The sequence below is a fragment of the Sphingomonas sp. Sphisp66 genome (assembly GCF_047324325.1).
GTDB lineage: Bacteria > Pseudomonadota > Alphaproteobacteria > Sphingomonadales > Sphingomonadaceae > Sphingomonas.
Genome location: NZ_CP168508.1, coordinates 3,846,897 through 3,870,333, shown reverse-complemented (window position 1 = coordinate 3,870,333; position 23,437 = coordinate 3,846,897). Strand labels below are relative to the sequence as shown.

Here is a 23,437-nt window from a genome sequence, read left to right as displayed (position 1 = left end):
CGGTTCGATCCTCTAGCACGAGGGGCATATTCCTTCGCATTGGGAGCGGCACGTGAAGCTTGTTCGGGGCGCCTGGAAGATCCTGGTGGGGATCAAGGACTTTCTGGTCCTGGTCTTCATGCTGCTGTTCTTCACGATGTTGTTCGTGGTGCTTTCGGCAAAGCCCAACGCGGCGGCGATCCGCGACGGCGCGCTGCTGGTCTCGCTCGACGGCGCGCTGGTCGAGCAGCCCGAGGAAGCCGATCCCTTCGCCAGGATCACCGGCGGCGACGTCGCCAAGCAGCAGCGGCTGCGCGACGTGCTGCGCGCGCTCGATGCGGCGAAGACCGACGATCATGTGAAGGCGGTGGTGCTCGATCTCGACCGCTTCATGGGCGGCTATCCGGCGGCGATCAGCCAGGTCGCCGAGGCAGTGGGCAAGGTGCGCGCCAGCGGCAAGCCGGTGCTGGCCTATGCCACTGCCTATACCGATGACAGCTATGCGCTGGCCGCCAATGCCAGCGAAGTCTGGGTGAACCCGCTGGGCGGCACGATGTTCGCCGGCCCGGGCGGCACACGGCTGTTCTACAAGGGCCTGCTCGACAAGCTGGGGGTCAACGCGCACATCTACCGCGTCGGCAAGTTCAAGTCGGCGGTCGAGCCGTACATGCGCAGCGACATGTCGCCCGAGGCCAAGGAAGCCGAGCTGGCGATCTACCAGCCGATCTTCCAGCAATGGCAGCAGGAGATCGCCAAGGCGCGGCCCAAGGCGCGCATCGCCGACTATCTCGCCAAGCCCGCCGAAGTGATCACCGCCGCCCAGGGCGACATCGCCAAGACCAACCTGGCGCTGGGCATCGTCGACAAGCTGGGCGACCGCATGGCGTTCGGCAAGCGCGTGGCGGAGATCGCCGGCGTGGCGAGCGGCAAGCCGGTGGGCAATTTCAACCGGATCAAGCTGGCTGACTTCGTCGCCGCGCATCCGATGCCGACCGGCGGCGATGCGATCGGCGTGATCACCGTCGCCGGCGAGATCGTCGACGGCAAGGCCGGCCCGGGCCATGCCGGCGGCGACACGATCAGCGCGCAGCTGCTCAAGGGGCTGGCGACCAAGAACCTCAAGGCGCTGGTGGTGCGCGTCGATTCGCCGGGCGGCTCGGCGCTCGCCTCGGAGCAGATCCGCCAGGCGGTGCTCCAGGCCAAGGCCAAGGGGCTGCCGGTGGTCGTTTCGATGGGCAGCCTGGCGGCCAGCGGCGGCTATTGGGTGTCGACCGCGGGCGACACGATCTTCGCCGAGCCCAACACAATCACCGGCTCGATCGGCATCTTCGGCGTGATCCCGACCTTCGAGAAGACGCTCGCCAAGATCGGCGTGGGCGCGGACGGGGTGAAGACCACCCCGCTCAGCGGCCAGCCCGATGTGTTCGGCGGCACCAATGCCGAGACCGACGCGCTGCTCCAGTCGGCGATCGAGGCGGGCTATGCGCGCTTCATCGGGCTGGTCGCGGGCGCCCGCAAGATGACGCCGGAAAAGGTCAACGAGATCGCCCAGGGCCGCGTCTGGATCGGCGGCACCGCCCACCAGATCGGGCTGGTCGACCGGTTCGGCGGGATCGACGATGCGATCGCCGAGGCCGCGCGCCGCGCCAAGCTCGATCCGGCCAAGGTCCATGCCGTCTATCTCGAGAAGGAGCCCTCGGGCTGGGCGAAGCTGATCGAGAGCTTCGCCGATGATTCGAACGAGGACGGCGACTGGGCCGACGAGCCGGCGGGGGCGGACATGTTCGCTCGTGTCGCGATCGAGCAGCGCGCGCTGTTCGCCCAGGCGCTGGGTGATGCGACGCGGCTGGCGCGGGGCGGATCGGTGCAGGCACGCTGCCTCGAATGCGGCGCGCTCGGCCCGGCGACCGGCAGCATCGAGGACCGTACCCTGTTCGACGCGATCGCGGCGCGGCTCGGCCTGTGATCGCGATCCGTGCAGCGACGCCCGAGGATGCGGGCGCGATCGCGGCGATCTATGCGCCGCACGTCCTGACCGGCACCGCGAGCTTCGAGATCGAGCCGCCGGAAAAGGCGGAGATGCGCAAGCGGATGGCGGCGAGCGACGGGCTCTATCCCTGGCTGGTCGCCACCACCGGCGATTCGGAGGATGCCGGAGTGATCGGCTATGCCTATGCCAGCAAGTTCCGCGACCGGCCGGCCTATCGCTATGTCTGCGAGACTTCGATCTACCTGACCGATGCGTCGAGCGGCTCGGGCGTCGGGCGGCTGCTCTACAGCGCGCTGATCGACACGCTGCGGGCGCAGGGCTTCGTCCATGCGATCGGCACGATCACCCTGCCCAATGACCGCTCAATCCGCCTGCACGAGGCGGTCGGATTTCGCCGCCAGGGCGTTTATCGCGAGGTCGGCTACAAGCATGGCCAGTGGATCGATGTCGGCTTCTGGCAGGTCGAACTCAACGAGCCGCGCGTGCCGCCGGTCGAGCCGCGCCGCTTCGCCGATATGGGGTTAGTCCGGGATTGAGCCCGGCACGGGCCGGCGTCTATCGGCATGGTCTGTCAGTAACGCGTGGTCCGGTGTCGCAATGCCCCACAATGTTTCGCACAGCATCCAGGTCGACCTGGATCGCAAGCTGATCGACCTGCGCATCGGCGGGCTGATCGGCCCCGAAGATGCCGCCTGGATCGGTGAGGAGCTGCGCGCGGCGATCCGTGCGCTAGGCCCCGATGTCGGCAAGCACGTCACTCTCTATGACGGCAGCGGGGTTCCCGTGGTGCCGCAAGAGACGGTGGAGCTGATCAAGAACACGCTCGACAATCCGGCGGTGCGCGCGATCTGGGCGCGTAAGATCGCCTTTGTGGTCAGCACCGCGCTCGCCCGGATGCAGGCGCAGCGGCTGCGCGAGGTGCGCGCCGATATCGGCATCTTCGACGATCGCGACAGCGCGATCGCCTGGCTGATGGAGCCCTAGTCGACGCGCACGAATTCCCGGCGCTGGTCGCCGGCGATCGTCGCATAGCCGCCCGGCGTCCGCACCCAGCGGCTCCCGCCGAAATCGAGCCCCTCGGCGGTCGGCTTCACCACGCCTTCGGATACCGGCCCCTTGTCGTTGCGATAGGCGAAGCGGATGCGCGTGCCGTCGGAGCGATAGTCGGTGTCGCCCTGATAGACCTTCGCGCCCTGCACGCTGACTTCGTGATGGTCGCGCACGCCGGTGCCGGTCCGCGTGAAGCAGTGCGTGTCGATGGTGTCGGGCGCCAGCGTCGTCCGCCAGCAATGCCCCACCCAATAGTCGAGCGGTGCCAGCACGTCCTGGGCGGCGAGCAGCAGCGCGAGCGCGATCATCGCCGGCCCCGATAGGCGGGCAGGCCGAGCTTCCAGACGATCGCCGCGCCGCGCAGGCCGAAGCCGGCACAGGCGGCGAGCAGCCCGGCGGCGAACACCGGCAGCCCGGCGAGCGTCAGCACCACCTGCAGCGAGGCGGTGAGCGCCGCGGCGGTGACGTAAAGCTCGGGCCGCATCAGGATCGAGGGCTCGCCCGCCAGCACGTCGCGGATGATGCCGCCCACGCAAGCGGTGACCACGCCCATCACCGCGGCGGGCACCGGCGGGATGCCGTAGCTCAGTGCCTTGGCCGCACCGAACGCGGCATAGGCGGCGAGCCCGAAGGCATCGAGCCAGGCGAGGGTCGTGTCGCTCCACCAGCGCTGCGGGGTGATCCAGACGAGCAGCGCGACGCTCAGCACCAGCGCGGCGACGGTCGCGTCATGCACCCAGAACACCGGCGCGCCGATCAGCAGGTCGCGGATCGTGCCGCCGCCGACGCCGGTGACCAGCGCGAAGAAGGCGGCGGTGACGAAGGTCTGGGCGCGATGCGCGGCGGCGAGCGCGCCGGTGGCGGCGAACACGGCGATGCCGAACAGGTCCAGCCAGGGCAGGATCGGCCCGATGCGGGCGGCGGCGTCTACGGCTTCCATGACCAATGTTTCATGGCGTGACGGCTTGCTGTCAAATGCGCGGCTGGGCATGACTGCGGCCATGCAGCGTACCGAGTCTCCGCTAATCGTCATCGCCATCTGCCTCGCCGCGCTTGCCGGCTTCGTCGATGCGCTGGCCTTCACCAGCCTGGGCGGCTTCTTCGCCTCGTTCATGAGCGGCAACACCACCCGGCTCGGCGTGGGGCTGGGCGCCGACCTGCCCGGCGACGCGGCGGTGGCCGGCAGCCTGGTGATGAGCTTCGTCAGCGGCGTGATCCTGGCCAGCGTGGTGACGCGCTGGCGCCAGGCGCGCTTCCGCGAGAGCCTGATGCTGGTGGTGACGGCGCTGCTCGTCGCCGCCGCAACGCTCGCCAGCCTGATGCCGGGGCCGATCGTGCTGATCTTCCTCGCCATGGCGATGGGCTGCGAGAACGGCATCCTCCACCGCGAGGGCGAAGTGACGGTGGGCGTGACCTATATGACCGGATCCTTGGTCAAGATGGGCCAGAAGCTCGCCGGCGCGCTGATGGGCGATCCCGATCGCTGGGCGTGGACCGCCTATCTGTTCCTGTGGCTGGGCTTCATCGCCGGTGCGGTGATGGGCGCGGCGAGCCATGCCCGCTGGGGCTGGCAGGCGCTGTGGCTCGCGCCGATCGCCAGCGCGGTGCTGGCGTTTGCGCTGCTGCGGATGCGGCCGCGGCTGAGCGGGCCGGTGATGGTGCACTGACCAAGGGCGCGGCAGCCCATGCCGCATTCTGCAATCCGGGCGAAGTCTGGTCGTTCGAGATGCGCGTCCTCCGGCGCACGATGATGGCGGGATAGATCAGGCCGTCATCGCCTTGAGCAATGCGTCGATATCGGCGATGACCATGTTGGCCTCGCCGAGCGCATCCAGCCAGTCGTTCCTGCTCCGCACAATCGCGAGCCAGTTGGTCGCCTGCACGAGCCGGTTGAACAGATCGGTATAGTTGGGACTTTCCACCGACAGGTTTTCCCAGTCTCCCGCCCGGCGCGCCACGGCATTGCAGGCGTTGAGCGTGCCGAACCAGCGGGGAAATACCGCATCGTCGTGCGAGGCATCATCGGTGCGTGCCGCGAGCGTCTGCGCCAGACTGGCCAGCGCGCCCAGCAATTGGGTCTTGCTCGTCATGGTCATCCTTTCGCAAAGGCGATCAGTACCCCGGCCAGTGCATCGAAGGCCGCGGCAACGCGCTTGCGCGTCAATTGAGCCAGGCGAGCACGTTGTCTCGCATCGAGGTTCGGGTTTTCCTCAAGGGCGTTGCGCATCGCGGTGTCGGCGTCGATCAGCGCCTCAAGCGTGCCATCGAGCGCAGGGAAGAGCTTTGCATCGTCGATCTGGGCCGCCGCACGGGCATAATAGTTGCGCACCAACTGCTGGCGTACTTCCGCAGCAGCCGGCGGGCCGGCTTTCCAGGCTGTTTCGATCATTGCCCGGCTGTTGGCGGTGCGCGTGATCGCATCCACCTTGCGCGCGAATTCCCAGATCGAGAGCCTGTTGCGCATGTCGGACATCAGCGTGCCGGCCTTGTCGTTCTTCGCGACGAGCTTGCGAAGGTCCTTGACCTTCTCCGCTTCGGTTCTGAGGGTCTCGAGGAACGTGATCAGCGAAAGCACCGACTTCACCCTGCCGTCGTCGTCCGTTGGAACGCCCAGCGCACCGTCGGTTCCGCTTACTGCGCCGGCCAGCGTAGCGGCGGAGCGAAAGACGGCGAGGGTTTCCAATATGTCGGCGGAAGTGGTGGGGCCGGGCTCCTCGACGATCTCGGTGATCGCGGCAAAATAGGTGCTCAGGCCCTCGAGCATCCTGAGCGTGGGCTGCAGCTCGCGTGCGGGCGGTCCAAGCGGCAGTTCCACCGTCTTGTCCGGGATCGGGGTGGGGCTGCACAGCCATCCCGGAGGCAGTGCCTTGATTTCCACGCCCTTTTTGAGCTCCGGCTCGAACCGCAGATGGGCCGTGTCAGGCCTGCACACTGGATCAAGGCCGACATATTCGAGGTTCATCGCCTCGCGTGCGGCAGCGACCTTGCCGAGATAGTCGCGTGCAGCGGCAACCGCTATCTTGCCCTTGGCTGCGACATCCGTCGCTTCCTCGATGCGTAGCTGATTGAGCGCGCAACCCGCCAGCGCGAGGGGCAAGAGCCAAAGCGACGCCGTGCGCAGAGCATGCTTCATATCCGGGCCCCCAATGTTGGAAGGGTGCACGATTATGAAGGTTGGTCAATGAGAAGCCGCGCCGATCCGGGTGGATCGGCGCGGCTTCTCAATTGCGCAGCGGCACAAGCCCATCCCAAAGGATCGGGCTTAGGCCCTCAGATGTGGATCGGCTTGCCCTGCACGGCCATCGCCGCTTCCTTGAACGCTTCCGAATGGGTCGGGTGGGCGTGGCAGGTATAGGCGATGTCTTCCGAGGTCGCGCCGAATTCCATCGCCTGCGCCGCCTGGGCGATCATCGTGCCGGCGACCGAGGCGATCATCCACACGCCGAGCACGCGGTCCGACTTGGCGTCGGCGATCACCTTCACCCAGCCGTCCGGCTCGTGGTTGGTCTTGGCGCGGCTGTTGCCGACCATCGGGAACTTGCCGATCTTGACCTCGCCACGCTCGCGGGCCTGCTCCTCGGTCAGGCCGACGCCCGAGATTTCGGGCCAGGTGTAGACGACCGACGGGATCACGTCGTGGTTCACGATGCCGGTGAGGCCGGCGATGTTCTCGGCGACCGCGATGCCTTCATCCTCGGCCTTGTGCGCGAGCATCGGGCCGGGGACGACGTCGCCGATCGCCCAGATGCCGGGGACCGCGGTGCGGAAGTCGTGGTCGATCTCGATCTGGCCGCGCTGGTTGGTCGAGAGACCGGCGGCTTCGAGGCCGAGGCCCGACGTGTTCGGACGGCGGCCGATCGACACGAGCACCGCATCGGCTTCGAGCGTCTCGGCGGCACCGCCGGCCGACGGCTCGAGCGTGAGCGTGGCCTTGTCGCCATTGACCTGCACGCCGGTGACCTTGGTGCTCAGCTTCAGGGTCATGCCCTGCTTCTTGAACAGCTTGCCGGCTTCCTTGCGGACTTCGCCGTCCATGCCCGGGAGCAGCTGGTCGAGGAACTCGACCACGGTGACCTTGGCGCCGACGCGGCGCCACACCGAGCCGAGCTCGAGGCCGATCACGCCGCCGCCGATGACGACGAGATGCTCGGGGACCTTGGGCAGCTCGAGCGCGCCGGTGCTGTCGACCACGACCTTCTGGTCGATCTCGACGCCGGGCAGCGGGGTGACCGAGGAGCCGGTGGCGATGACGATGTTCTTGGCGCGGACCTCACGGTCGCCGACCTTGACGCTGTCCTTGCCGGTGAAGGTGGCATGGCCCTTGAGCCACTCGACCTTGTTCTTCTTGAACAGGAACTCGATACCGCCGGTCAGGCCCTTGACCGCGTCGATGCGCTGCGCATGCATCGCTTCGAGGTCGAGCTCGACCGTCGGGGTCTTGATGCCGAGCTTGGCGAGCTTGCCGCTGGTGGCTTCCTCGAACAGCTCGGAAGCATGGAGCAGCGCCTTGGAGGGGATGCAGCCGACGTTGAGGCAGGTGCCGCCCAGCGTCTCGCGGCTCTCGGCGCACGCCGTCTTGAGGCCCAGCTGCGCCGCGCGGATCGCCGCGACATAGCCGCCGGGGCCCGAACCGATCACCAGGACGTCGAAATCATAGTCGGCCATTCTAGTCGCTCCAATTGTGCTCCTGCGGAAGCAGGAGCCCAGGGTTGGAGAGCGCGGCGCCTGTGACTCTGGGCTCCTGCTTGCGCAGGAGCACTAGAGGGGGCGGGCGATCTCTTCCCACAAATCCTTCCACTGCGGGTTAGATCGTTCGATCAGCTCGATCTTCCAAGCCCGCTTCCACTTTTTCATCTGCAGCTCGCGAAGGCGGGCTGCATCCAGATCCTCATATGCCTCGTACCAGACGAGGTGCTTGCAGCCGTGCTGTTTGGTGAAGCCTTCGACGAGTCCGTTTCGATGCAGATACACCCGGCCGGGCAAGTCGCTGGTCACGCCGGTGTAGGTCGTGCCGTTGCGCCCGCTCGCCATGATGTAGACACAGCCGGATTTCGTCGCGCTTCTCCAATTCTGCGCTCCTGCGCAAGCAGGAGCCTGGGGCTGCAAGCGATGTCCTTCGTTACCCTGGGCTCCTGCTTTCGCAGGAGCACAAGGTTGTCATGATCAGAGGTCGATCAGCAGACGGGTCGGGTCCTCGATCGCGTTCTTGAGCGCGACGAGGAAGGTGACTGCCTCGCGGCCATCGACCAGGCGGTGATCGTACGACAGCGCGAGGTACATCATCGGGCGGATGACGATCTGGCCGTCGCGGACCACCGGGCGGTCCTCGATGCGGTGCAGGCCGAGCACGGCCGACTGCGGCGGGTTGATGATCGGGGTCGACATCAACGAGCCGAACACGCCGCCGTTCGAGATGGTGAAGGTGCCGCCCTTCATTTCTTCCATCTTGAGCGTGCCGTCCTTGGCGCGCTTGCCGAAGTCGCCGATCGTCCGCTCGATGCCGGCGACCGACAGGGTCTCGGCGTCGCGGATCACGGGGACGACCAGGCCGTTCGGGGCCGAGACGGCGACCGAGATGTCGCAATAATCGTGATAGACGATCTCATCGCCCTCGATCGAGCCGTTGACGCCCGGGATGTCCTTGAGCGCCATGCAGGCGGCCTTCACGAAGAAGCCCATGAAGCCGAGGCGAACGCCGTGCTTCTTCTCGAACAGGTCCTTGTACTTGGCGCGCGCCTCGATCACCGCGGTCATGTCCACGTCGTTGAACGTGGTGAGCATCGCGGCGGTGTTCTGCGCTTCCTTGAGGCGCTTGGCGACGGTCTGGCGCAGGCGCGTCATCTTGACGCGCTCTTCCTTGCGGCCGCCGGCCGTCGAGGCGGCGGGGGCAGCGGCAGGCGCCGCGGCGGGAGCCGGAGCCGGCTTGTTCTGTGCGGCGGTCAGCACATCGTCCTTGGTAAGGCGGCCATCCTTGCCGGTGCCCTGCACGGTCGACGGATCGACGCCGGTCTCGAGCACGGCGCGGCGGACCGACGGCGAGAGCGCGGCAGCTTCACCCGCGGGCGCGGCAGGCGCCGGAGCAGCAGCGGGGGCCGGAGCCGGTGCAGCAGCAGGGGGCGCTGCGGGTGCCGGAGCAGCGGCGGCGCCACCCTCGGTCACCACGGCGATCACCGCGCCGACCTCGACCGTGTCGCCGACCTTGACGAGCTGATCGCCCATCACGCCCGCGACCGGACTGCCGACCTCGACCGAGACCTTGTCGGTCTCGAGGCTGGCGATCGGCTCGTCGAGCTGCACGGGATCACCCGGGTTCTTCAGCCATTCACCAAGCGTGGCTTCGGTGATCGATTCACCCAGCACCGGGACTTTAACGTCTGCCATTGTCTTTCCTCGTTCCCTGGGGATCTCAGTTGTTGCGGGTCCGGCGAATTTCTTCGCGGACATTGTGGCCGAGCGCATCGGCGATCAGCGCGCCCTGCTCGGCCTGGTGGCGCTTCATCAGGCCGGTGGCGACCGCGGCGGCCGGCGCGCGGCCGGCATAGCGCGGACGCTCGACCTTCGAGCCGGCTTCCTTCAGGCTCGCCTCGATGAACGGCTCGACAAAGGTCCAGTAGCCGTTGTTCTTCGGCTCTTCCTGCGCCCAGATCACTTCCTCGAGGTTGGTCATGCGCGCGATGCGTGCGGCCAGTGCCTCGCCGGGGAAGGGATAGAGCTGCTCGATGCGGACGATCGCGGTGTTCTTGTCACCGGCCGCGTCGCGCGCCTCGATCAGGTCATAGGCGACCTTGCCGGTGCACAGCACCAGGCGCTTGACGTCCTGGTCCGCCGGCGCCGACGGATCGCTGAGGATGCGGCGGAAGTGGCTGTCGCCCAGGAAGTCCTCGGCCTTCGACACCGCCATCTTGTGGCGGAGCAGCGACTTCGGCGTCATCTGCACCAGCGGCTTGCGGAAGGTGCGGTGCATCTGGCGGCGCAGCAGGTGGAAGTAATTCGCCGGCGTCGTGATGTTGACGACCTGCATATTGTCTTCCGCGCAGAGCTGCAGATAGCGCTCCGGACGCGCCGAGCTGTGCTCGGGCCCCTGGCCTTCATAGCCGTGCGGCAGCAGCATCACCAGGCCGTTGGCGCGCAGCCACTTGGCCTCGCCTGCGGCGATGAACTGGTCGATCATGATCTGCGCGCCATTGGCGAAGTCGCCGAACTGCGCTTCCCACAGCACCAGCGTCTTCGGATCGGCGAGCGCATAGCCGTACTCGAAGCCGAGCACGCCGTACTCCGAGAGCGGCGAATCCAGCACTTCGAACGAACCGTGCGGGATCGTCTGGAGCGGGATGTAGCGATGCTCGTCCTTCTGATCGACCCAGACGGCGTGGCGCTGCGAGAAGGTGCCGCGGCCGACGTCCTGGCCGGACAGGCGGACACCATAGCCTTCCGACAGCAGCGCGCCAAAGGCCAGCGCCTCGCCGGTCGCCCAGTCGAAATTCTCGCCGCTGGTGAACATCGCACGCTTGGCATCGAGCACGCGGCCCAGCGTCTTGTGGATCTCCAGCCCTTCCGGAACCTCGGTCAGCGTGCGGCCGAGGCTGTCGAACAGCTTCTTCTCGATGCCGGTGTCTACGCTGCGGCGGGCATTCTCGGCATCGGCCGGGGCCGACAGGCCCGACCAGCGGCCGCCGAACCAGTCCGCCTTGTTGGGCAGGTACGACTTGCCGGCCTCGAATTCGCCCTCGAGCAGCAGGTTGAACTGCTTCGTCTTCTCGTCGACGAAGCCCTGGTCGATCGTGCCCTCGGCGATCAGCTTCTTCGCATAGACGACGCTGACCGACGGATGCTGGCGGATCGCCTTGTACATCAGCGGCTGGGTGAACGAGGGCTCGTCGCCCTCGTTGTGGCCGAAGCGGCGATAGCACCACATGTCGATCACGACGTCGCGCTTGAAGGTCTGGCGGAACTCGACCGCCATCTTGCAGGCGAAGGTGACCGCTTCGGGATCGTCGCCATTGACGTGGAAGATCGGCGCCTGGACGCCCTTGGCGACGTCCGACGGATAAGGCGAGGAGCGCGCGAACTGCGGGCTCGTCGTGAAGCCGATCTGGTTGTTGATGATGAAGTGCAGGCAGCCGCCGGTGTTGTAGCCGCGGATGCCCGAGAAGCCGAGGCACTCCCACACGATGCCCTGGCCGGCGAACGCGGCGTCGCCGTGCAGCAGCACGGGCAGCGAGCCGGTGTGCTGCTCAAGGTCGTTGGCGATCGTCTGGATCGCGCGGGTCTTGCCGAGCACGACCGGATCGGCCGCCTCGAGGTGCGAGGGGTTGGCGACCAGCGACATGTGGACGCTGATGCCGTCGAACTCGCGGTCGGTGCTGGTGCCGAGGTGATACTTCACGTCGCCCGAGCCGCCGACGTCATCCGGGTTGGACGACCCGCCCGAGAATTCGTGGAAGATCGCGCGGTACGGCTTCGACATCACGTTGGTCAGCATGTTCAGCCGGCCGCGGTGCGCCATGCCGTACACGATCTCGCGCACGCCGAGCTGGCCGCCATACTTGATGATGGCTTCCATCGCCGGGATCATCGCTTCGCCGCCGTCGAGGCCGAAGCGCTTGGTGCCGACGTACTTCTTGCCGCAGAACTTCTCCCACTCCTCGGCCTCGATGACCTTGGAGAGGATCGCCTTCTTGCCATCGGCGGTGAACTGGATGGCCTTGTCCTTGCCCTCCATGCGCTCTTGGAGGAAGCGGCGCTCCTCGACGTCGGAGATGTGCATGTACTCGAGGCCGACATTGCCGCAGTAATTGGCCTGCAGGATCGCGACGAGTTCACGCACCGTCGCCTTTTCCAGGCCCAGCGTGCCGCCGAGATAGATCGGACGGTCGAGGTCGGCGGCGGTGAAGCCGTGATATTCCGGGGTCATGTCCGCCGGCAGGTCCTGGCGGGCGAGGCCGAGCGGATCGAGCGTGGCGGCGAGGTGGCCGCGGACCCGGTAGGTGCGGATCAGCAGCATCGCGCGGATCGAATCGCCGGCGGCGCGGGCGATATCGGCTTCCGATGCGGCCGGGCCGGCGGGCTTGGCGGCAGGCGCGGCGCCGCCCTTGGCCGGCTTGGGCGCGGGCTCCATCTGGGTCGGGTCGAGCCCGGCGGTGAGGGCGTCCGTATCGGCGAGCGGCCAGCGCGGGTTCGCCCAGCTGGGGCCGGAGGCGGTGGTTTCGAGGCCTTCGAAGAACTGCTGCCACTGCGGCTCGATACCCGTGGGATCCGCCTTGTAGCGACGGTACAGCGTTTCAACGAAGGCGGGGCTCACCCCACCGGCAACTTGCTCGAAATCCAGGCCCTCATAGCCCATCGTCAATTCCAGTCCGTGTTAGCGCTCCCATTTCCCGAAGGAGATAGGAGCGCGCACCTTGAGTTTCAGCCCTTGAGCACTTCGACCAGCGTGGAGCCGAGCTCCGACGGGCTGGCGGCGACGCGGATGCCCGCCTCTTCCATCTTCGCGATCTTCTCTTCGGCGCCGCCCTGGCCGCCCGAGACGATCGCGCCGGCATGGCCCATGCGGCGGCCCGGAGGCGCCGTGCGGCCCGCGATGAAGCCGGCCATCGGCTTCTTGCGGCCACGCTTGGCCTCGTCGATCAGGAACTGCGCGGCTTCCTCTTCGGCCGAGCCGCCGATTTCGCCGATCATGATCATCGACTGGGTCGCGTCGTCGGCAAGGAACAGCTCGAGCACGTCGATGAAGTTGGTGCCATTGACGGGGTCGCCGCCGATGCCCACCGCGGTGGTCTGGCCGAGGCCGGCATTGGTGGTCTGGAACACCGCCTCATAGGTGAGGGTGCCCGAGCGCGAGACGACGCCCACCGAGCCCTTCGAGAAGATCGAGCCCGGCATGATGCCGATCTTGCACTCGCCCGGGGTCAGCAGGCCGGGGCAGTTCGGGCCGATCAGGCGCGACTTCGAACCCGAAAGGGCGCGCTTCACCTTGACCATGTCGAGCACCGGAATGCCCTCGGTGATGCAGACGATCAGCGGCACTTCGGCGTCGATCGCCTCGAGGATCGAGTCGGCGGCGAAGGGCGGCGGGACATAGATGACCGAGGCGTCGGCACCGGTCTTGGTGACGGCTTCGGCGACGGTGTCGAACACGGGCAGGCCGATATGCTCGGTGCCGCCCTTGCCGGGGGTCACGCCGCCGACCATCTGCGTCCCATAGGCGAGCGCCTGCTGGGTGTGGAAGGTGCCGGTCTCACCGGTCATCCCCTGGGTGATGACCTTGGTGTTCTTGTTGATCAGGATGCTCATGCGTTCACTGGGCTCCAGGCGCTTTGGATTCGGTTAGGGAGGAGGAGCGTAGCACGACCCAGCCGCCATAGGCGGCGGCGGTCATGCGGACACTGTCTCCAGCGGAAGTGGCGACCGACGCGCCGACCGCGCTGGCGGTCGGGCGGGCGGTGAGCGGCACGGTCTCCTCGTTCGGAAGGACGAGCCTGCGTGCGGCGAAATAATCCTCGTCGGACAGCGCGTGCCACAGCACGATGCAACTGTCGCCGATCGGGTTGTGGCTTGGCTGCGCGGTGGGCGCCACCAGATAGAGCTGGCCGCCGGCGATCCGGTAGATGGTGTTGGGCACCTGGGCGGCGGTCGGCACGGGAAGCTTCTCGGCCTCGCCGCGCGTCGCCACGGTGCTGGCGCCGAGCGCACGCTGGGCGCCGGCGGGCAGCGCGGCGAAGGGCGTCGCCTCGGCGATGCTCTTGTTGAGCCGCACCGCGCCGTTGATGCAGGCAGCCTGGAACAGCGGCACCGGCTCGGCCGGGGCGGTCGGGGTGGCTTCCTGGGCCATGGCAACCGACGGAAGCAGGGCAAGGAGCATTGTAAATGCGGAAGCGCGAAGCATCATGGGACTGCCTTCTCCTCCAGCAGATCGATCGCGATGATACCCATGGCGTTCCGGATTCCGCCAATCGATTTGCTGACCGCCACCAGGCGCCCACTGCGCGCTTCAGGCATCCAGACGGCGATGGCGTCCTCGCGCTTGCTGGGCGCGCGTGCCATCCGGACGGTCATGGCATCGACCGTCTCCGCGAACGCCGCGCCACTATAGGATATGGCGCAGGCCGTATGCGGAGAGGCACTATAGGCGGTCTTGAAGCCGATGGTCAGGATCAGATCTGGCTCGGCAGGCGAGAAAAGCAGGGTATCGCGCAGCGCGGGCAGATCGGTGAGTACGCCGCTGATCCGATCATTCGACCACCCGGCTGCATGGGCCAGCGCGACCGTCCCGGGAAAGGCGTTGGCCTGGCTGAGGCACAGGCGCGCAAAATCGTCCGCCATCGCGGTCGCGCCGTCGAACGGGAGCGGTGACGCTCCCGCCAGCGCGGCGGCGATGGCGGCTTGGATCACGCCAGCGAGCCATCGATCGCCTTGCAGGCGACCAGCAGTTCCTTCACCGCGTCGACCGAGACCGTCAGATTGGCCTTGGCTTCGTCGGTCAGGCTGATCTCGATGATCTTCTCGACGCCGTCCTTGCCGATGATGATCGGCACGCCGACGTACAGGTCGTCCACGCCATACTGGCCGGTCAGGTGGGCAGCGGCCGGAAGGACGCGCTTCTGGTCGTAGAGATAGCTCTCCGCCATCGCGATCGCCGAAGTGGCGGGCGCATAGAAGGCCGAGCCGGTCTTGAGCAGGCCGACGATCTCGCCGCCGCCCGAACGGGTACGCGCCACGATCGCGTCGATGCGCTCCTTGGTCGAGAAGCCCATCGCGATCAGGTCGGTGACGGGGATGCCCGAGACGGTCGAATATTCGAGGACCGGGACCATGGTGTCGCCGTGGCCGCCCAGTACGAAGCTGTTCACGTCCTTGACCGAGACCGCGAACTCCTCGGCGAGGAAGTGGCTGAAGCGGGCCGAGTCGAGCACGCCGGCCATGCCCACCACCTTGGTGTGCGGCAGACCCGAAAATTCGCGCAGCGCCCAGACCATCGCGTCGAGCGGGTTGGTGATGCAGATCACGAACGCGTCGGGTGCATGGGCGGCGATGCCCTCACCCACGGCCTTCATGACCTTGAGGTTGATGCCCAGCAGGTCGTCGCGGCTCATGCCCGGCTTGCGGGCGACGCCGGCGGTCACGATGATGACATCGGCGCCCGCAATGTCCGCATAGTCGTTCGAGCCCGTGATCTTGGCGTCGAAGCCTTCGACCGGGCCGCACTGGCTCAGGTCGAGCGCCTTGCCCTGGGGCACGCCTTCGACCACGTCGAACAGGACGATGTCGCCCAGGCCCTTGAGTGCGGCGAGGTGCGCGAGCGTACCGCCGATGTTGCCGGCGCCGATCAGCGCGATCTTCTTGCGGGCCATGGAAACTCCCTATGGGTCTGATTCAACCGGACACCAGCACGCACGTACCGGCGCGCCGGTGAAAGCGGTGGCGGCTTAGGCCCATAATAGGAGAGTCGCAACCCATGAAAAAGCAGGGGCTGCGATTATCTTTGCAACTAATTCGCAACTGCATTAAGGCATTGCGCCACGCTCCGCAAGGGAGGCGCGGCGCCGTTTGCTATCCCGTTGCGCCTGCCCGGTTCAACCTGCCTGCATCAGATCCTGATAGAGCATCAGCGCATTGCCGTCCGGATCGTAGAAGGTGAGCAGCCGGACCATGCCCGGGATGTCCTGGATCGGCCCGTCCTGCCGCACGCCGGCGGTATCGAGCACCTTCTGTGCTGCTTCGATGTCCGTCACCCCGAAGGTCAGCGTCGCGCCGCCACCCTGGACGACGCTCTCGCGCTGGGCGAGGCCGACATTGACGCGCGCCACCGGGCTCTCGAACTCGCACCAGGCGATCTCGTCGACGCGGTAGAGCAGGTTCATGCCCAGCACGTCGCGATACCAGGCGATGCCGGCATCGAGATCGGTGACGTTGATCGCGCAGGTCAGCCCGCCATCATAGCCGAGCGCGGCGCGGGCGGGAGCTTCGAGGGTAGTTGCCATCCGGGTTCTCCAACTCTATGGTTCCGTTTGTATAGTCGATATGAATTTGATGATCGAGTCAATGCCCCCGACCGCGCAACTTTTGCGCACATTGGAGTCCAGTCGCTGGGCAATCCCGGTGCTGGCGCTGCTCCACCGCGAGCAGGGCTCGCGCTTCGCCGTGATGGCCCGCGCCTTCGACCTGTCGCACAACAGTCTGGCGCGTTGCCTGACCTGGCTGAAGGAATGCGGCTGGGTGTTGCCCAATCCCGGCCATGGCCACCCGCTGCGCCCCGAATATGTGCTGAGCGAAGCCGGGCGCCCGGTTGCGGCGCTCTGCGCGCGGATCGAGGAAGCGCGCACACGGCTGAAGCTGGGCGCGGGCGAGCTGCCGCGCTGGTCGCTGCCTTTGGTCGCCGGGCTCGGGACGGACTGGACCCGCTTCGGCGAGCTGCAGGCGCGGATGGCCCCGGTGACGCCGCGCGCGCTGTCGACCACGCTCAAGGCGGTGATCGACGAGGAACTGGTCCGCCGCCGCCTCGAGGACCGCTACCCGCCGCTGCCGCTCTATGCGTTGACGGGCAAGGGGCAGGAGCTGGCGGCGGCGTTGGCCGCCTAGCGCTCCGGCTTCTCCCGCGCGGCATAATCCTCGGCCAGCACGGCGAATGCCTGCTTGCGCTGGCCGGTCTCGGAGATCAGTCCCTTGCGATTCCAGCCCTGCTGATAGACCGGGTGCTGGCGGCGGGGAGAGCGGAAGTCCTTGAGGATCCAGGGGCTCAGCCCGCGCAGGAACGGCACCTTGGCGGCCATCTCCAGCGTGCGGCGATAATATTCGGCCTGATATTCCTCGCTGAACTTGTGCGGGGCGGCGGCGCCGTCGTGATAGCCATAGAGCGCATCTGCGCCGAATTCGGAGAAGATCAGCGGCTTGGTCACCGGGCTGTTCCAGCGGATCGAGGGCAGGTCGGCGAGCGGGTCGTCCGAATACCAGCCATTATAGGTGTTGATCGCCATCACATCGAGGTCGCCGACCAGCGGATCGTCGATCCGCATCTCCTTGCCCTTGCGCGCACTGAGCAGCGCGGCGGTGACCAGCCGGCTGTCGTCGAGCGCGCGGACATCGCCGATCAGCGTGCGCAGGAAGGCGTTGCGGGCGTCGGAGACGGGGGTCTCGTTGGCGACGCTCCACAGCACGATCGCGGCGCGGTTGCGGTCGCGGCGGATATTCTCGGCGATCATCCGGCGCGCGGTGGCGAGCGTATCGGGATTGCCCCAGGCGACGCGCCAATAGACCGGCACTTCGCTCCACACGAGCAGCCCCATCTCATCGGCAAGCCGCGTGGTGCTCTCGTCATGCGGATAGTGCGCCAGCCGCACGAAATTGCCGTGCAGCCCCTGCTTGATCTCGTCGAACAGCGCGCGGGCGGCGGCGGGGCTCATCGCGCGGACGGGATCCTTGCCCAGCTCCTCCTCGTGCATCGAGATGCCGCGCAGGAAGATCGACTTGCCGTTGAGCAGGATCTTGTCGCCCTGCACCTCGATGGTGCGGAAGCCGACACGGTCGGCGAAGCGGTCATCGCCCGTGCTGATCTCGACGTCGTAGAGCATCGGGCTCTCGGGCGACCAGCGCTTGAGGCCGCGCGGCGCGGCTAGGCTGGCGGACCAGTTGCCCTCGCCATCGGTGCGCCCTTCCAGCGTGGCGGCGAGCGCCGGGACGGCGAGCCGGATCGGCGCATTGGCCGATTGCGGGCCGAGCAGATGCGCCGAGACCGCGATGCGCCCGTCCTTGTCCAGCCGCACGAACGCATCGTCGACAAAGGTCTCGGGCACGGTGACCAGGCGGACCGAGCGGGTGATGCCGCCATAGGTCTCCCAGTCGGTCACCGGTGGCGGCACATCGCTGTCGGTACGGGCGGAATCGACGCCGACAGTGATCTGGTTGCTGCCCGGGCGCAGCCGGTCGGTCACGTCAAAGGCGAAGGGGGTGAAGGCGCCGACATGCTTGCCGACCGGCTTGCCGTTGAGAAACACGCTGGCGGCATAGTCGGCGCTGCCGAAGCGCAGATAGACGCGCTTGCCGGGGCCGGCCAGCTTGTAGTCGAAGGTCCGCTGGTACCAGACGAGGCCCTGATAATAGCGCATCTCCGGCGCATGGCCGATCCAGCTGCCGGGGAGATGGGTGACCGGCGAGCGCTGCATGTCGAACTCGAACAGCGCGGTCGGGCGTTTCTCGGCCTCATCAGCCTGGATCTTGTCCTGGTAGCGCGCAGTGCTCTCGCTCGGCGGCCCGCCATGGAAGCCGGCGACGCCGTCGCGATAGGGATCGACCGACCAGTGCCAGGCGCCGTCGAGGCTCTGATTTTCGCGCAGATCGGCGGCGACCAGCGTCTGCGCCGATGCGGCAATGGGTGTCAGCAACGCCGCAAGCGCGAGCCCGATCCAACGCATACACTCTCCCCGTCTTTTGCTTTTGCGGGGAGCCTATCGCTTGTCAGGCCATTCGGCCAGACCAATAAGCCCGGTAAATCGGGATCGGTTGCTTATTGCTCGCCATGCCCTTCGGCGAGGTAGCTGTCCGAGCGCATTTCCATCAACCGGCTGACGGTGCGGTCGAACTCGAACCGGCCATCGCCCTTCTCGTACAGGTCCTGCGGCTCGGCATCGGCGGCGGCGAGCAGCTTGACCTTATGCTCGTACAGCGCGTCGATCAGCGTGACGAAGCGTGCCGCCTCGTTGCGGTTCTCCGGCCCCAGCCTGGGGATGCCGACCAGGATCACGGTGTGGAAGCGCCGGGCGATGGCGAGATAGTCGGCCGCCCCGCGCGCTTCGCCGCACAGCCGCTTGAACGAGAAGACCGCGACGCCCTTCAGGCACTTCGGCACATGCAACTCGCGCCCGCCCTGCACCGGCAGCTCGCAGGTCGGCACGTGCGCGGCGTCTTCCACCGGATAGTCGGTCAGGCGGAAGAATGCGGCGGAGAGCTGCCTGGTTGCCTCGGGGCCGTTCGGCACCAGCCAGGTGTCCATCCGGCCCAGGCGATCGAGGCGATAGTCGGTCGGCCCGTTCAGCGTCAGCACGTCCATCTTCTGCTCGATCAGCTCGATGAAGGGGATGAACAGCTCGCGGTTGAGCCCGTCCTTGTAGAGGTCGCGCGGCGGCCGGTTCGAGGTGGCGACCATGGTGAGGCCGTGCCCCATCATCTCGGTGAACAGGCGCGAGAGGATCATCGCGTCGGCGGGGTTGTTGACCACCATCTCGTCGAAGGCGAGCAGGCGGACATCCTCGGCCATCGCATCGGCGACCGCGACGACGGGATCGCGCGTGTCCTTCTTGCGCTCCTCGTTGAGCCGCTCGTGCACTTCGAGCATGAACTCGTGGAAATGGACCCGGCGCTTCCGGCGGATGTTCACCGTCTCGTAGAACAGGTCCATCAGCATCGACTTGCCACGGCCGACGCTGCCCCAGATGTAGAGCCCGCGCGGCGGCTCAGGCAGCCGGCCGAGGGCGCGCCACAGGATCGAGCCTTTCCTCGGTACCGCCTCCAGCTCGCCGGCCAGCCGGTGGAGCCGTTCGGCGGCGGCGGCCTGCTCCGGATCGGGGCGCAGCTCGCCCGCGGCGACCAAGGCGTTGTACCGATCGATTACACTCGTCATGCCGGCGGAGAACTCTTGCGGATGGTGCCGAGGAAACTCGCGACGGTCACGTCGCCCTGGCGGACGACGCCGCGCAGGAACAGCATGCGGCCGGTTTCGCGGAGCAGATCGACCTCCGCCTCGGTATCGGTTCCGATCGCGCCGCCGGCGATGAACTGGATCGACATGTCGACGGTCGAGGCCGGGCCGGCAAGCACGCCGAGCCCGCGCGCCGCGGCGAACAGCGCCATGTCGATGAAGCCGGCCAGCGCGCCGCCATGGATATGGTCGCGCAGGTTGGAGTGCTGACGCTCGAAGCGGTGGCGGACCAGCGCGGTGCGTTCATCGACGGCCTTCACCGAAAGCGAACCGATGAAGCTGTTGAACCGCCCCTGGTCCAGAATCTGCCAGCGCTTCCAGCCTGGCAGGTCCGGATCGTCCTCGTAGAAGAAATGCTCGGGAGCGGGCGCGCTCAAATCGTGCGCTCTGCTTCCATCTTCTTGATCTCGGCGATCGCCTTGCCGGGGTTCAGGCCCTTCGGGCACACGTTCGAGCAGTTCATGATCGTGTGGCAGCGATAGAGGCGGAACGGATCCTCGAGATTGTCGAGGCGCTCGCCGGTCATCTCGTCGCGCGAGTCGGCCAGCCAGCGATAGGCCTGGAGCAGGATCGCCGGGCCCAGGAACTTGTCGCTGTTCCACCAGTAGCTCGGGCACGAGGTCGAGCAGCAGGCGCACAGGATGCACTCGTACAGGCCGTCGAGCTTCTCGCGCTGCTCGGGCGACTGGAGCCGCTCCTTGCCCGAAGGCGTGGTCGACACGGTCTGCAGCCACGGCTTGATCGAGGCGTACTGCGCATAGAAGTGGGTGAAGTCGGGAACCAGGTCCTTGATCACGTCCATGTGCGGCAGCGGCGTGATGCGGATGTCGCCCTTGATGTCCTCGATCGCGGTGGTGCAGGCGAGGCCGTTGCGCCCGTCCATGTTCATCGAGCACGAGCCGCAAATGCCCTCGCGGCACGAGCGGCGGAAGGTCAGCGAGCTGTCCTGCTCCGACTTGATCTTGATCAGCGCGTCGAGGACCATCGGGCCGCACTCGTCGAGGTCGATCTCGAAAATGTCATAGCGCGGATTCTCGCCCGAATCCGGATCGTAGCGATAGATCTTGAACTTCTTGACGTTCTTCGCGCCCGGGGCCGCCTTGTGCTCCTTGCCCTTGGTGGAGATGCGGCTGTTCTTGGGAAGGCGGAATTCGGCCATCGAGGGGTTCCTTATGCTTGGCCGCGCGATAGCCAATCGCACCGCCCGGCTCAACCTCTCAGATGATGTCGAGCACCAGCCCCAGCGAACGCGCCTCTTCCGCCTCGATATACCAGTTGGCCGGCGCGCGTTCGCTGACCTGCTCGAAGCTTACGGTCGAGCCCGAGACGATGTCGCGAAAGCCCTCTTCCTCGATCCGCACCGATTCCTCGATCTCGTGCAGCTTGGCCTTGAGGCTGGCCACCTGCATGCGGAGCGGGCCGGACAGCGCCAGCGTCGACTGGATCTGCCGCTCATGGATCATCAGCCTTGTGCCGCGGGTGAGGAAGCGCTTGTCGGCGGGGAAGGCGGCCATGAAGGTGGCGCCGGCCGAATAGACCGCGACCTTGCCGAGGAACAGGATCTCGCGCCCCGAATAGTCGCGCAGCAGCCGGATTTCGTCGCCCATCAGCCGGGCGACTTCGGGATCGCCGCCCAGGGTCGAGAGCGAGACCACCAGCGTGCCCTCGCGCGGCGCGGCACCGAGCTGCTCGCGGAAGCTGGCGTACATCGCCTGGTCGACCGGCCCGGACAGCGCGACATGCGGCCGGGCGAGCAGCGGATAGCGAGTCGCCTGGCTGCCGTCGTCCGGCAGTGGCTCGGGAGCGGGGTCATGAGTCACAGGCGCGGTAACTGCCATGGGTGCCGTGGGTTCCGGCGCCGCCGGAAGGGCAGGCGCGGCCGGCCGCGGCGCCAGCGCCCGGCGTTGCGCCTCGCGCTGCTCGATCCAGCGGCGGACCAGAAAGGCGAAGCCCAGGGTGATCAGCAGGCCGAGCCCGACCTGGAGCAGCCGGTTGCGGAAGCCGCCGGGAAGCGCCCTCTGGATCGCCGCGGGGATCTGGTGCTCCAGGTCGCCGGGGATCAGCCGCTCCAGCAGGGTTTCCTGCTCGGCCATCTATCCCCCGCGCTTCAGTGCATCGGTCGCCGGGCGGCCGACCGGCGGCGTATCGGTCTTCGGCATGCGTGCCTCGAGCTGGCTCAGCCAGGTCGCGACATGATCGCCAATGCTCACCTGCGGGTTGGACGGTGGCACGCGCGCAGCGCTTTCCCAGTCGCCGATCATCATCCGCGCCTCGTCCGACGCCTTCTCCAGCGGCTGGCTCTTGCGCAGCGCATGGTTGATCATCGCATCGCCGAAAAAGGTCCAGTCATTGTCCGCCTGGCATCCGAACGAGGTGCGATCGGAAGAGGCGGCGGTGAACAGCGCGGTGTCGGGGCTGGAGAGCGGGCTGACGAAGATGCCCGAATAGCAGGCCGACAGGATCAGCACGCGGTTCTTGATGCCCAACTCGTCGAGCAGTGTCTCGAGCCGCTTCGGGCTCAATATGCCAAAACCCTCGTCGCCGTCATGATAGGCGATGCCCACCTGGGCGCCATGGCTGGTGGTGTAGAGGACGAGGACGTCCTGCTCCTTGTCCATCACCTCGGCGATGCGGGCGAACGCGAGGGTCAGGCTGGTCAGAGATCCGTTCGGCAGCTCGCTTGGCAGGGTGCCGGCGCTGCCGGCTAGGACGATGGTGCGGCCGGCAGCATCGAAGCGGCGCGCCAGCACCTTGCCGGCCTCGCGCGCCTCGCGTCCGAACACCGGATCGCTGTCCAGCGCGACCGAGACCACATAGGCGTCGACCAGCGTCTTGCGCTGCGGCTGGAGCGCGTTGAGCGCGACGTTGAGCTTGCGGCTGTCGGCCAGCATTGCCCTGGCGGAGCGTCCGCGCTGCAGTTCGGGGCCGGGATCGAGCCCTTCGATGCCATCGGTTCCCGAGACCATCCCCGGCCAGCCCGCCTTGTGCTCCGGCGCCTTGTACTGGGCGGCGGCCGGTGTGATGGCGAGCGCGGCAACCGCCGCAAGCATGGCGAACGCGATACGCATGGGCAGGCCAGAACCCCCGGAATTAGTTAACGCCTCACTCTCGCGGGCGCGGGAGCGGTGTCAAGCCATCTGGGGAGTGCCGGGCCTCAATGCCAGATGGCGGTGAGCGGATAGAGCAGGATCAGCCAGATCAGGCAGCCGATCACGATCCGCCGGTCCCGCACCGCGATGGCGAGCAGCGAGACCGGGAAGAACGACCAGGTCAGCACCAGTACCCGGAAGGTGAACATGCCCCTGGTGCCGCCCAGCGCGATGGTCGTCGCCATCAGCGCGACATTGCAGAGCAGCACCGCGGCCAGCACCTTGCGGCGGTGCCGGTCGAAATAGAGGTCGAGATCGCCCCATTCCCCGGGATCGTCGGGGAAGATCAGCGATGCGGCGACATAATAGACGGCGGTCACCAGGAAGCCGCCGAACATCACCGCCCAGTTGAGCGGCAGCAGATCGCGCAGCGCCCAGCCATACATCCAGAAGGACACGACGTCGCAGGAGACGAAGACGCCGAGCGCGATGGTCGCCCAGCCGATCCGCACCTTGTGGCTGGCCTTGAGCGCACGGGAGAGCCCGCCCAGCCCTTCGGCGAGCGCCAGGCCGAGCAGCAGGCCGAAAAAGCTGAAGATGAATTCGAACGCGCTCATGCGGTGCCCCCTGACCCCAGCA

At 67.1% G+C, this 23,437-nt stretch carries 25 protein-coding genes; 5 read left to right on the top strand and 20 right to left on the bottom strand.

The genetic code is table 11. From position 1 onward, the window contains the following. The first annotated feature begins 52 nt into the window (after positions 1-52). The 3 genes from sppA to ACEN8G_RS17550 all read left to right on the top strand — a co-directional run bounded on the left by sppA (position 53) and on the right by ACEN8G_RS17550 (position 2,953). The gene (sppA, locus tag ACEN8G_RS17560) at positions 53-1,945 is read left to right on the top strand and encodes a signal peptide peptidase SppA (RefSeq protein ID WP_413414938.1); all 1,893 of its coding nucleotides are present in this window, start codon (positions 53-55) and stop codon (positions 1,943-1,945) included. Continuing rightward, entirely contained in the window at positions 1,942-2,505 is a 564-nt protein-coding gene (locus tag ACEN8G_RS17555) for an N-acetyltransferase family protein (protein ID WP_413414939.1), read from the top strand. Before sppA ends, ACEN8G_RS17555 begins: the two co-directional genes overlap by 4 nt. A gap of 61 nt (positions 2,506-2,566) precedes the next feature. Further along, positions 2,567-2,953 (top strand): hypothetical protein, encoded by a 387-nt coding sequence (locus ACEN8G_RS17550; protein WP_413414940.1) that lies wholly within the window; start codon positions 2,567-2,569, stop codon positions 2,951-2,953. Here ACEN8G_RS17550 and ACEN8G_RS17545 read toward each other — a convergent pair. Further along, the gene (locus ACEN8G_RS17545; RefSeq protein WP_413414941.1) at positions 2,950-3,327 is read right to left on the bottom strand and encodes a hypothetical protein; all 378 of its coding nucleotides are present in this window, start codon (positions 3,325-3,327) and stop codon (positions 2,950-2,952) included. The genes ACEN8G_RS17550 and ACEN8G_RS17545 overlap by 4 nt on opposite strands. Beyond that, the gene (locus tag ACEN8G_RS17540) at positions 3,324-3,959 is read right to left on the bottom strand and encodes a trimeric intracellular cation channel family protein (RefSeq protein WP_413414942.1); all 636 of its coding nucleotides are present in this window, start codon (positions 3,957-3,959) and stop codon (positions 3,324-3,326) included. Before ACEN8G_RS17540 ends, ACEN8G_RS17545 begins: the two co-directional genes overlap by 4 nt. A gap of 49 nt (positions 3,960-4,008) precedes the next feature. On the opposite strand from ACEN8G_RS17540, the gene ACEN8G_RS17535 reads away from it, so the two are divergent. Then, the gene (locus ACEN8G_RS17535; protein WP_413740638.1) at positions 4,009-4,686 is read left to right on the top strand and encodes a YoaK family protein; all 678 of its coding nucleotides are present in this window, start codon (positions 4,009-4,011) and stop codon (positions 4,684-4,686) included. Positions 4,687-4,782: 96 nt separating this feature from the next. Here the strand turns inward: ACEN8G_RS17535 and ACEN8G_RS17530 are convergent, their stop codons facing one another. From ACEN8G_RS17530 to ACEN8G_RS17480, 11 genes are all read right to left on the bottom strand, one after another. Next, a complete protein-coding gene (locus ACEN8G_RS17530) occupies positions 4,783-5,109 on the bottom strand; it encodes a hypothetical protein (protein ID WP_413414944.1) in 327 nt (108 codons plus the stop codon). 2 nt (positions 5,110-5,111) lie between these two features. Next, positions 5,112-6,152 carry a hypothetical protein gene (locus ACEN8G_RS17525; RefSeq protein WP_413414945.1) on the bottom strand — a complete coding sequence of 347 codons (1,041 nt, stop codon included), beginning with the start codon at positions 6,150-6,152 and terminating at the stop codon, positions 5,112-5,114. Between the two features lie 137 nt (positions 6,153-6,289). Next, entirely contained in the window at positions 6,290-7,684 is a 1,395-nt protein-coding gene (gene lpdA / locus ACEN8G_RS17520) for a dihydrolipoyl dehydrogenase (protein WP_413416692.1), read from the bottom strand. 93 nt (positions 7,685-7,777) lie between these two features. Further along, the gene (locus ACEN8G_RS17515; protein WP_413416724.1) at positions 7,778-8,053 is read right to left on the bottom strand and encodes a GIY-YIG nuclease family protein; all 276 of its coding nucleotides are present in this window, start codon (positions 8,051-8,053) and stop codon (positions 7,778-7,780) included. Between the two features lie 129 nt (positions 8,054-8,182). Further along, a complete protein-coding gene (gene odhB / locus ACEN8G_RS17510) occupies positions 8,183-9,400 on the bottom strand; it encodes a 2-oxoglutarate dehydrogenase complex dihydrolipoyllysine-residue succinyltransferase (RefSeq protein WP_413416694.1) in 1,218 nt (405 codons plus the stop codon). A 25-nt stretch (positions 9,401-9,425) separates the two neighbouring features. Further along, positions 9,426-12,362: a 2-oxoglutarate dehydrogenase E1 component gene (locus ACEN8G_RS17505; RefSeq protein ID WP_413416696.1), complete on the bottom strand. Its 2,937-nt coding sequence runs from the start codon at positions 12,360-12,362 to the stop codon at positions 9,426-9,428. A 65-nt stretch (positions 12,363-12,427) separates the two neighbouring features. Then, positions 12,428-13,312: a succinate--CoA ligase subunit alpha gene (gene sucD / locus ACEN8G_RS17500; protein WP_183999614.1), complete on the bottom strand. Its 885-nt coding sequence runs from the start codon at positions 13,310-13,312 to the stop codon at positions 12,428-12,430. 4 nt (positions 13,313-13,316) lie between these two features. Beyond that, a complete protein-coding gene (locus tag ACEN8G_RS17495) occupies positions 13,317-13,850 on the bottom strand; it encodes a hypothetical protein (protein ID WP_413416698.1) in 534 nt (177 codons plus the stop codon). A gap of 53 nt (positions 13,851-13,903) precedes the next feature. Further along, entirely contained in the window at positions 13,904-14,410 is a 507-nt protein-coding gene (locus ACEN8G_RS17490) for a hypothetical protein (RefSeq protein WP_413416700.1), read from the bottom strand. Beyond that, positions 14,407-15,369, bottom strand: a complete 963-nt coding sequence (gene mdh / locus ACEN8G_RS17485; protein WP_413416702.1) for a malate dehydrogenase — start codon at positions 15,367-15,369, stop codon at positions 14,407-14,409. Before mdh ends, ACEN8G_RS17490 begins: the two co-directional genes overlap by 4 nt. A 222-nt stretch (positions 15,370-15,591) precedes the next feature. Beyond that, complete coding sequence (locus tag ACEN8G_RS17480; RefSeq protein WP_413416704.1) at positions 15,592-15,999, bottom strand: VOC family protein; 408 nt, start codon at positions 15,997-15,999, stop codon at positions 15,592-15,594. A gap of 40 nt (positions 16,000-16,039) precedes the next feature. Here ACEN8G_RS17480 and ACEN8G_RS17475 point away from each other — a divergent pair, with 40 nt between their 5' ends. Next, positions 16,040-16,597 carry a winged helix-turn-helix transcriptional regulator gene (locus ACEN8G_RS17475; RefSeq protein WP_413740636.1) on the top strand — a complete coding sequence of 186 codons (558 nt, stop codon included), beginning with the start codon at positions 16,040-16,042 and terminating at the stop codon, positions 16,595-16,597. Here ACEN8G_RS17475 and ACEN8G_RS17470 read toward each other — a convergent pair. The 7 genes from ACEN8G_RS17470 to ACEN8G_RS17440 form a co-directional block, all read right to left on the bottom strand. Then, a complete protein-coding gene (locus tag ACEN8G_RS17470; RefSeq protein ID WP_413416708.1) occupies positions 16,594-18,426 on the bottom strand; it encodes a glycoside hydrolase family 2 protein in 1,833 nt (610 codons plus the stop codon). The genes ACEN8G_RS17475 and ACEN8G_RS17470 overlap by 4 nt on opposite strands. Positions 18,427-18,518: 92 nt before the next feature. Continuing rightward, entirely contained in the window at positions 18,519-19,631 is a 1,113-nt protein-coding gene (zapE, locus tag ACEN8G_RS17465; RefSeq protein WP_413416710.1) for a cell division protein ZapE, read from the bottom strand. Continuing rightward, positions 19,628-20,086 (bottom strand): PaaI family thioesterase, encoded by a 459-nt coding sequence (locus ACEN8G_RS17460; RefSeq protein ID WP_413416712.1) that lies wholly within the window; start codon positions 20,084-20,086, stop codon positions 19,628-19,630. Before ACEN8G_RS17460 ends, zapE begins: the two co-directional genes overlap by 4 nt. Beyond that, a complete protein-coding gene (locus ACEN8G_RS17455) occupies positions 20,083-20,868 on the bottom strand; it encodes a succinate dehydrogenase iron-sulfur subunit (protein WP_413416714.1) in 786 nt (261 codons plus the stop codon). Before ACEN8G_RS17455 ends, ACEN8G_RS17460 begins: the two co-directional genes overlap by 4 nt. A gap of 58 nt (positions 20,869-20,926) precedes the next feature. Continuing rightward, positions 20,927-21,547, bottom strand: a complete 621-nt coding sequence (locus tag ACEN8G_RS17450; RefSeq protein WP_413416726.1) for an ATP-dependent Clp protease proteolytic subunit — start codon at positions 21,545-21,547, stop codon at positions 20,927-20,929. A gap of 255 nt (positions 21,548-21,802) precedes the next feature. Next, positions 21,803-22,777, bottom strand: coding sequence for a C13 family peptidase (locus ACEN8G_RS17445; RefSeq protein ID WP_413416716.1), 975 nt, complete (start codon positions 22,775-22,777; stop codon positions 21,803-21,805). A gap of 86 nt (positions 22,778-22,863) precedes the next feature. Further along, positions 22,864-23,415, bottom strand: a complete 552-nt coding sequence (locus ACEN8G_RS17440) for a hypothetical protein (RefSeq protein ID WP_413416718.1) — start codon at positions 23,413-23,415, stop codon at positions 22,864-22,866. Positions 23,416-23,437 lie beyond the last annotated feature (22 nt).

Excerpts from the sequence above, each read along its gene's own strand:
- zapE (WP_413416710.1), bottom strand. The coding sequence starts at position 19,631 with ATGACGAGTGTAATCGATCGGTACAACGCCTTGGTCGCCGCGGGCGAG.
- ACEN8G_RS17455 (WP_413416714.1), bottom strand. The coding sequence starts at position 20,868 with ATGGCCGAATTCCGCCTTCCCAAGAACAGCCGCATCTCCACCAAGGGC.
- ACEN8G_RS17525 (WP_413414945.1), bottom strand. The coding sequence starts at position 6,152 with ATGAAGCATGCTCTGCGCACGGCGTCGCTTTGGCTCTTGCCCCTCGCG.
- ACEN8G_RS17550 (WP_413414940.1), top strand. The coding sequence starts at position 2,567 with ATGCCCCACAATGTTTCGCACAGCATCCAGGTCGACCTGGATCGCAAG.
- lpdA (WP_413416692.1), bottom strand. The coding sequence starts at position 7,684 with ATGGCCGACTATGATTTCGACGTCCTGGTGATCGGTTCGGGCCCCGGC.
- ACEN8G_RS17535 (WP_413740638.1), top strand. The coding sequence starts at position 4,009 with ATGACTGCGGCCATGCAGCGTACCGAGTCTCCGCTAATCGTCATCGCC.
- ACEN8G_RS17450 (WP_413416726.1), bottom strand. The coding sequence starts at position 21,547 with ATGGCAGTTACCGCGCCTGTGACTCATGACCCCGCTCCCGAGCCACTG.
- ACEN8G_RS17475 (WP_413740636.1), top strand. The coding sequence starts at position 16,040 with ATGAATTTGATGATCGAGTCAATGCCCCCGACCGCGCAACTTTTGCGC.
- odhB (WP_413416694.1), bottom strand. The coding sequence starts at position 9,400 with ATGGCAGACGTTAAAGTCCCGGTGCTGGGTGAATCGATCACCGAAGCC.
- ACEN8G_RS17470 (WP_413416708.1), bottom strand. The coding sequence starts at position 18,426 with ATGCGTTGGATCGGGCTCGCGCTTGCGGCGTTGCTGACACCCATTGCC.
- ACEN8G_RS17505 (WP_413416696.1), bottom strand. The coding sequence starts at position 12,362 with ATGGGCTATGAGGGCCTGGATTTCGAGCAAGTTGCCGGTGGGGTGAGC.
- ACEN8G_RS17445 (WP_413416716.1), bottom strand. The coding sequence starts at position 22,777 with ATGCGTATCGCGTTCGCCATGCTTGCGGCGGTTGCCGCGCTCGCCATC.
- sucD (WP_183999614.1), bottom strand. The coding sequence starts at position 13,312 with ATGAGCATCCTGATCAACAAGAACACCAAGGTCATCACCCAGGGGATG.
- mdh (WP_413416702.1), bottom strand. The coding sequence starts at position 15,369 with ATGGCCCGCAAGAAGATCGCGCTGATCGGCGCCGGCAACATCGGCGGT.
- ACEN8G_RS17480 (WP_413416704.1), bottom strand. The coding sequence starts at position 15,999 with ATGGCAACTACCCTCGAAGCTCCCGCCCGCGCCGCGCTCGGCTATGAT.
- ACEN8G_RS17545 (WP_413414941.1), bottom strand. The coding sequence starts at position 3,327 with ATGATCGCGCTCGCGCTGCTGCTCGCCGCCCAGGACGTGCTGGCACCG.
- ACEN8G_RS17530 (WP_413414944.1), bottom strand. The coding sequence starts at position 5,109 with ATGACGAGCAAGACCCAATTGCTGGGCGCGCTGGCCAGTCTGGCGCAG.
- ACEN8G_RS17495 (WP_413416698.1), bottom strand. The coding sequence starts at position 13,850 with ATGGCCCAGGAAGCCACCCCGACCGCCCCGGCCGAGCCGGTGCCGCTG.
- ACEN8G_RS17440 (WP_413416718.1), bottom strand. The coding sequence starts at position 23,415 with ATGAGCGCGTTCGAATTCATCTTCAGCTTTTTCGGCCTGCTGCTCGGC.
- ACEN8G_RS17540 (WP_413414942.1), bottom strand. The coding sequence starts at position 3,959 with ATGGAAGCCGTAGACGCCGCCGCCCGCATCGGGCCGATCCTGCCCTGG.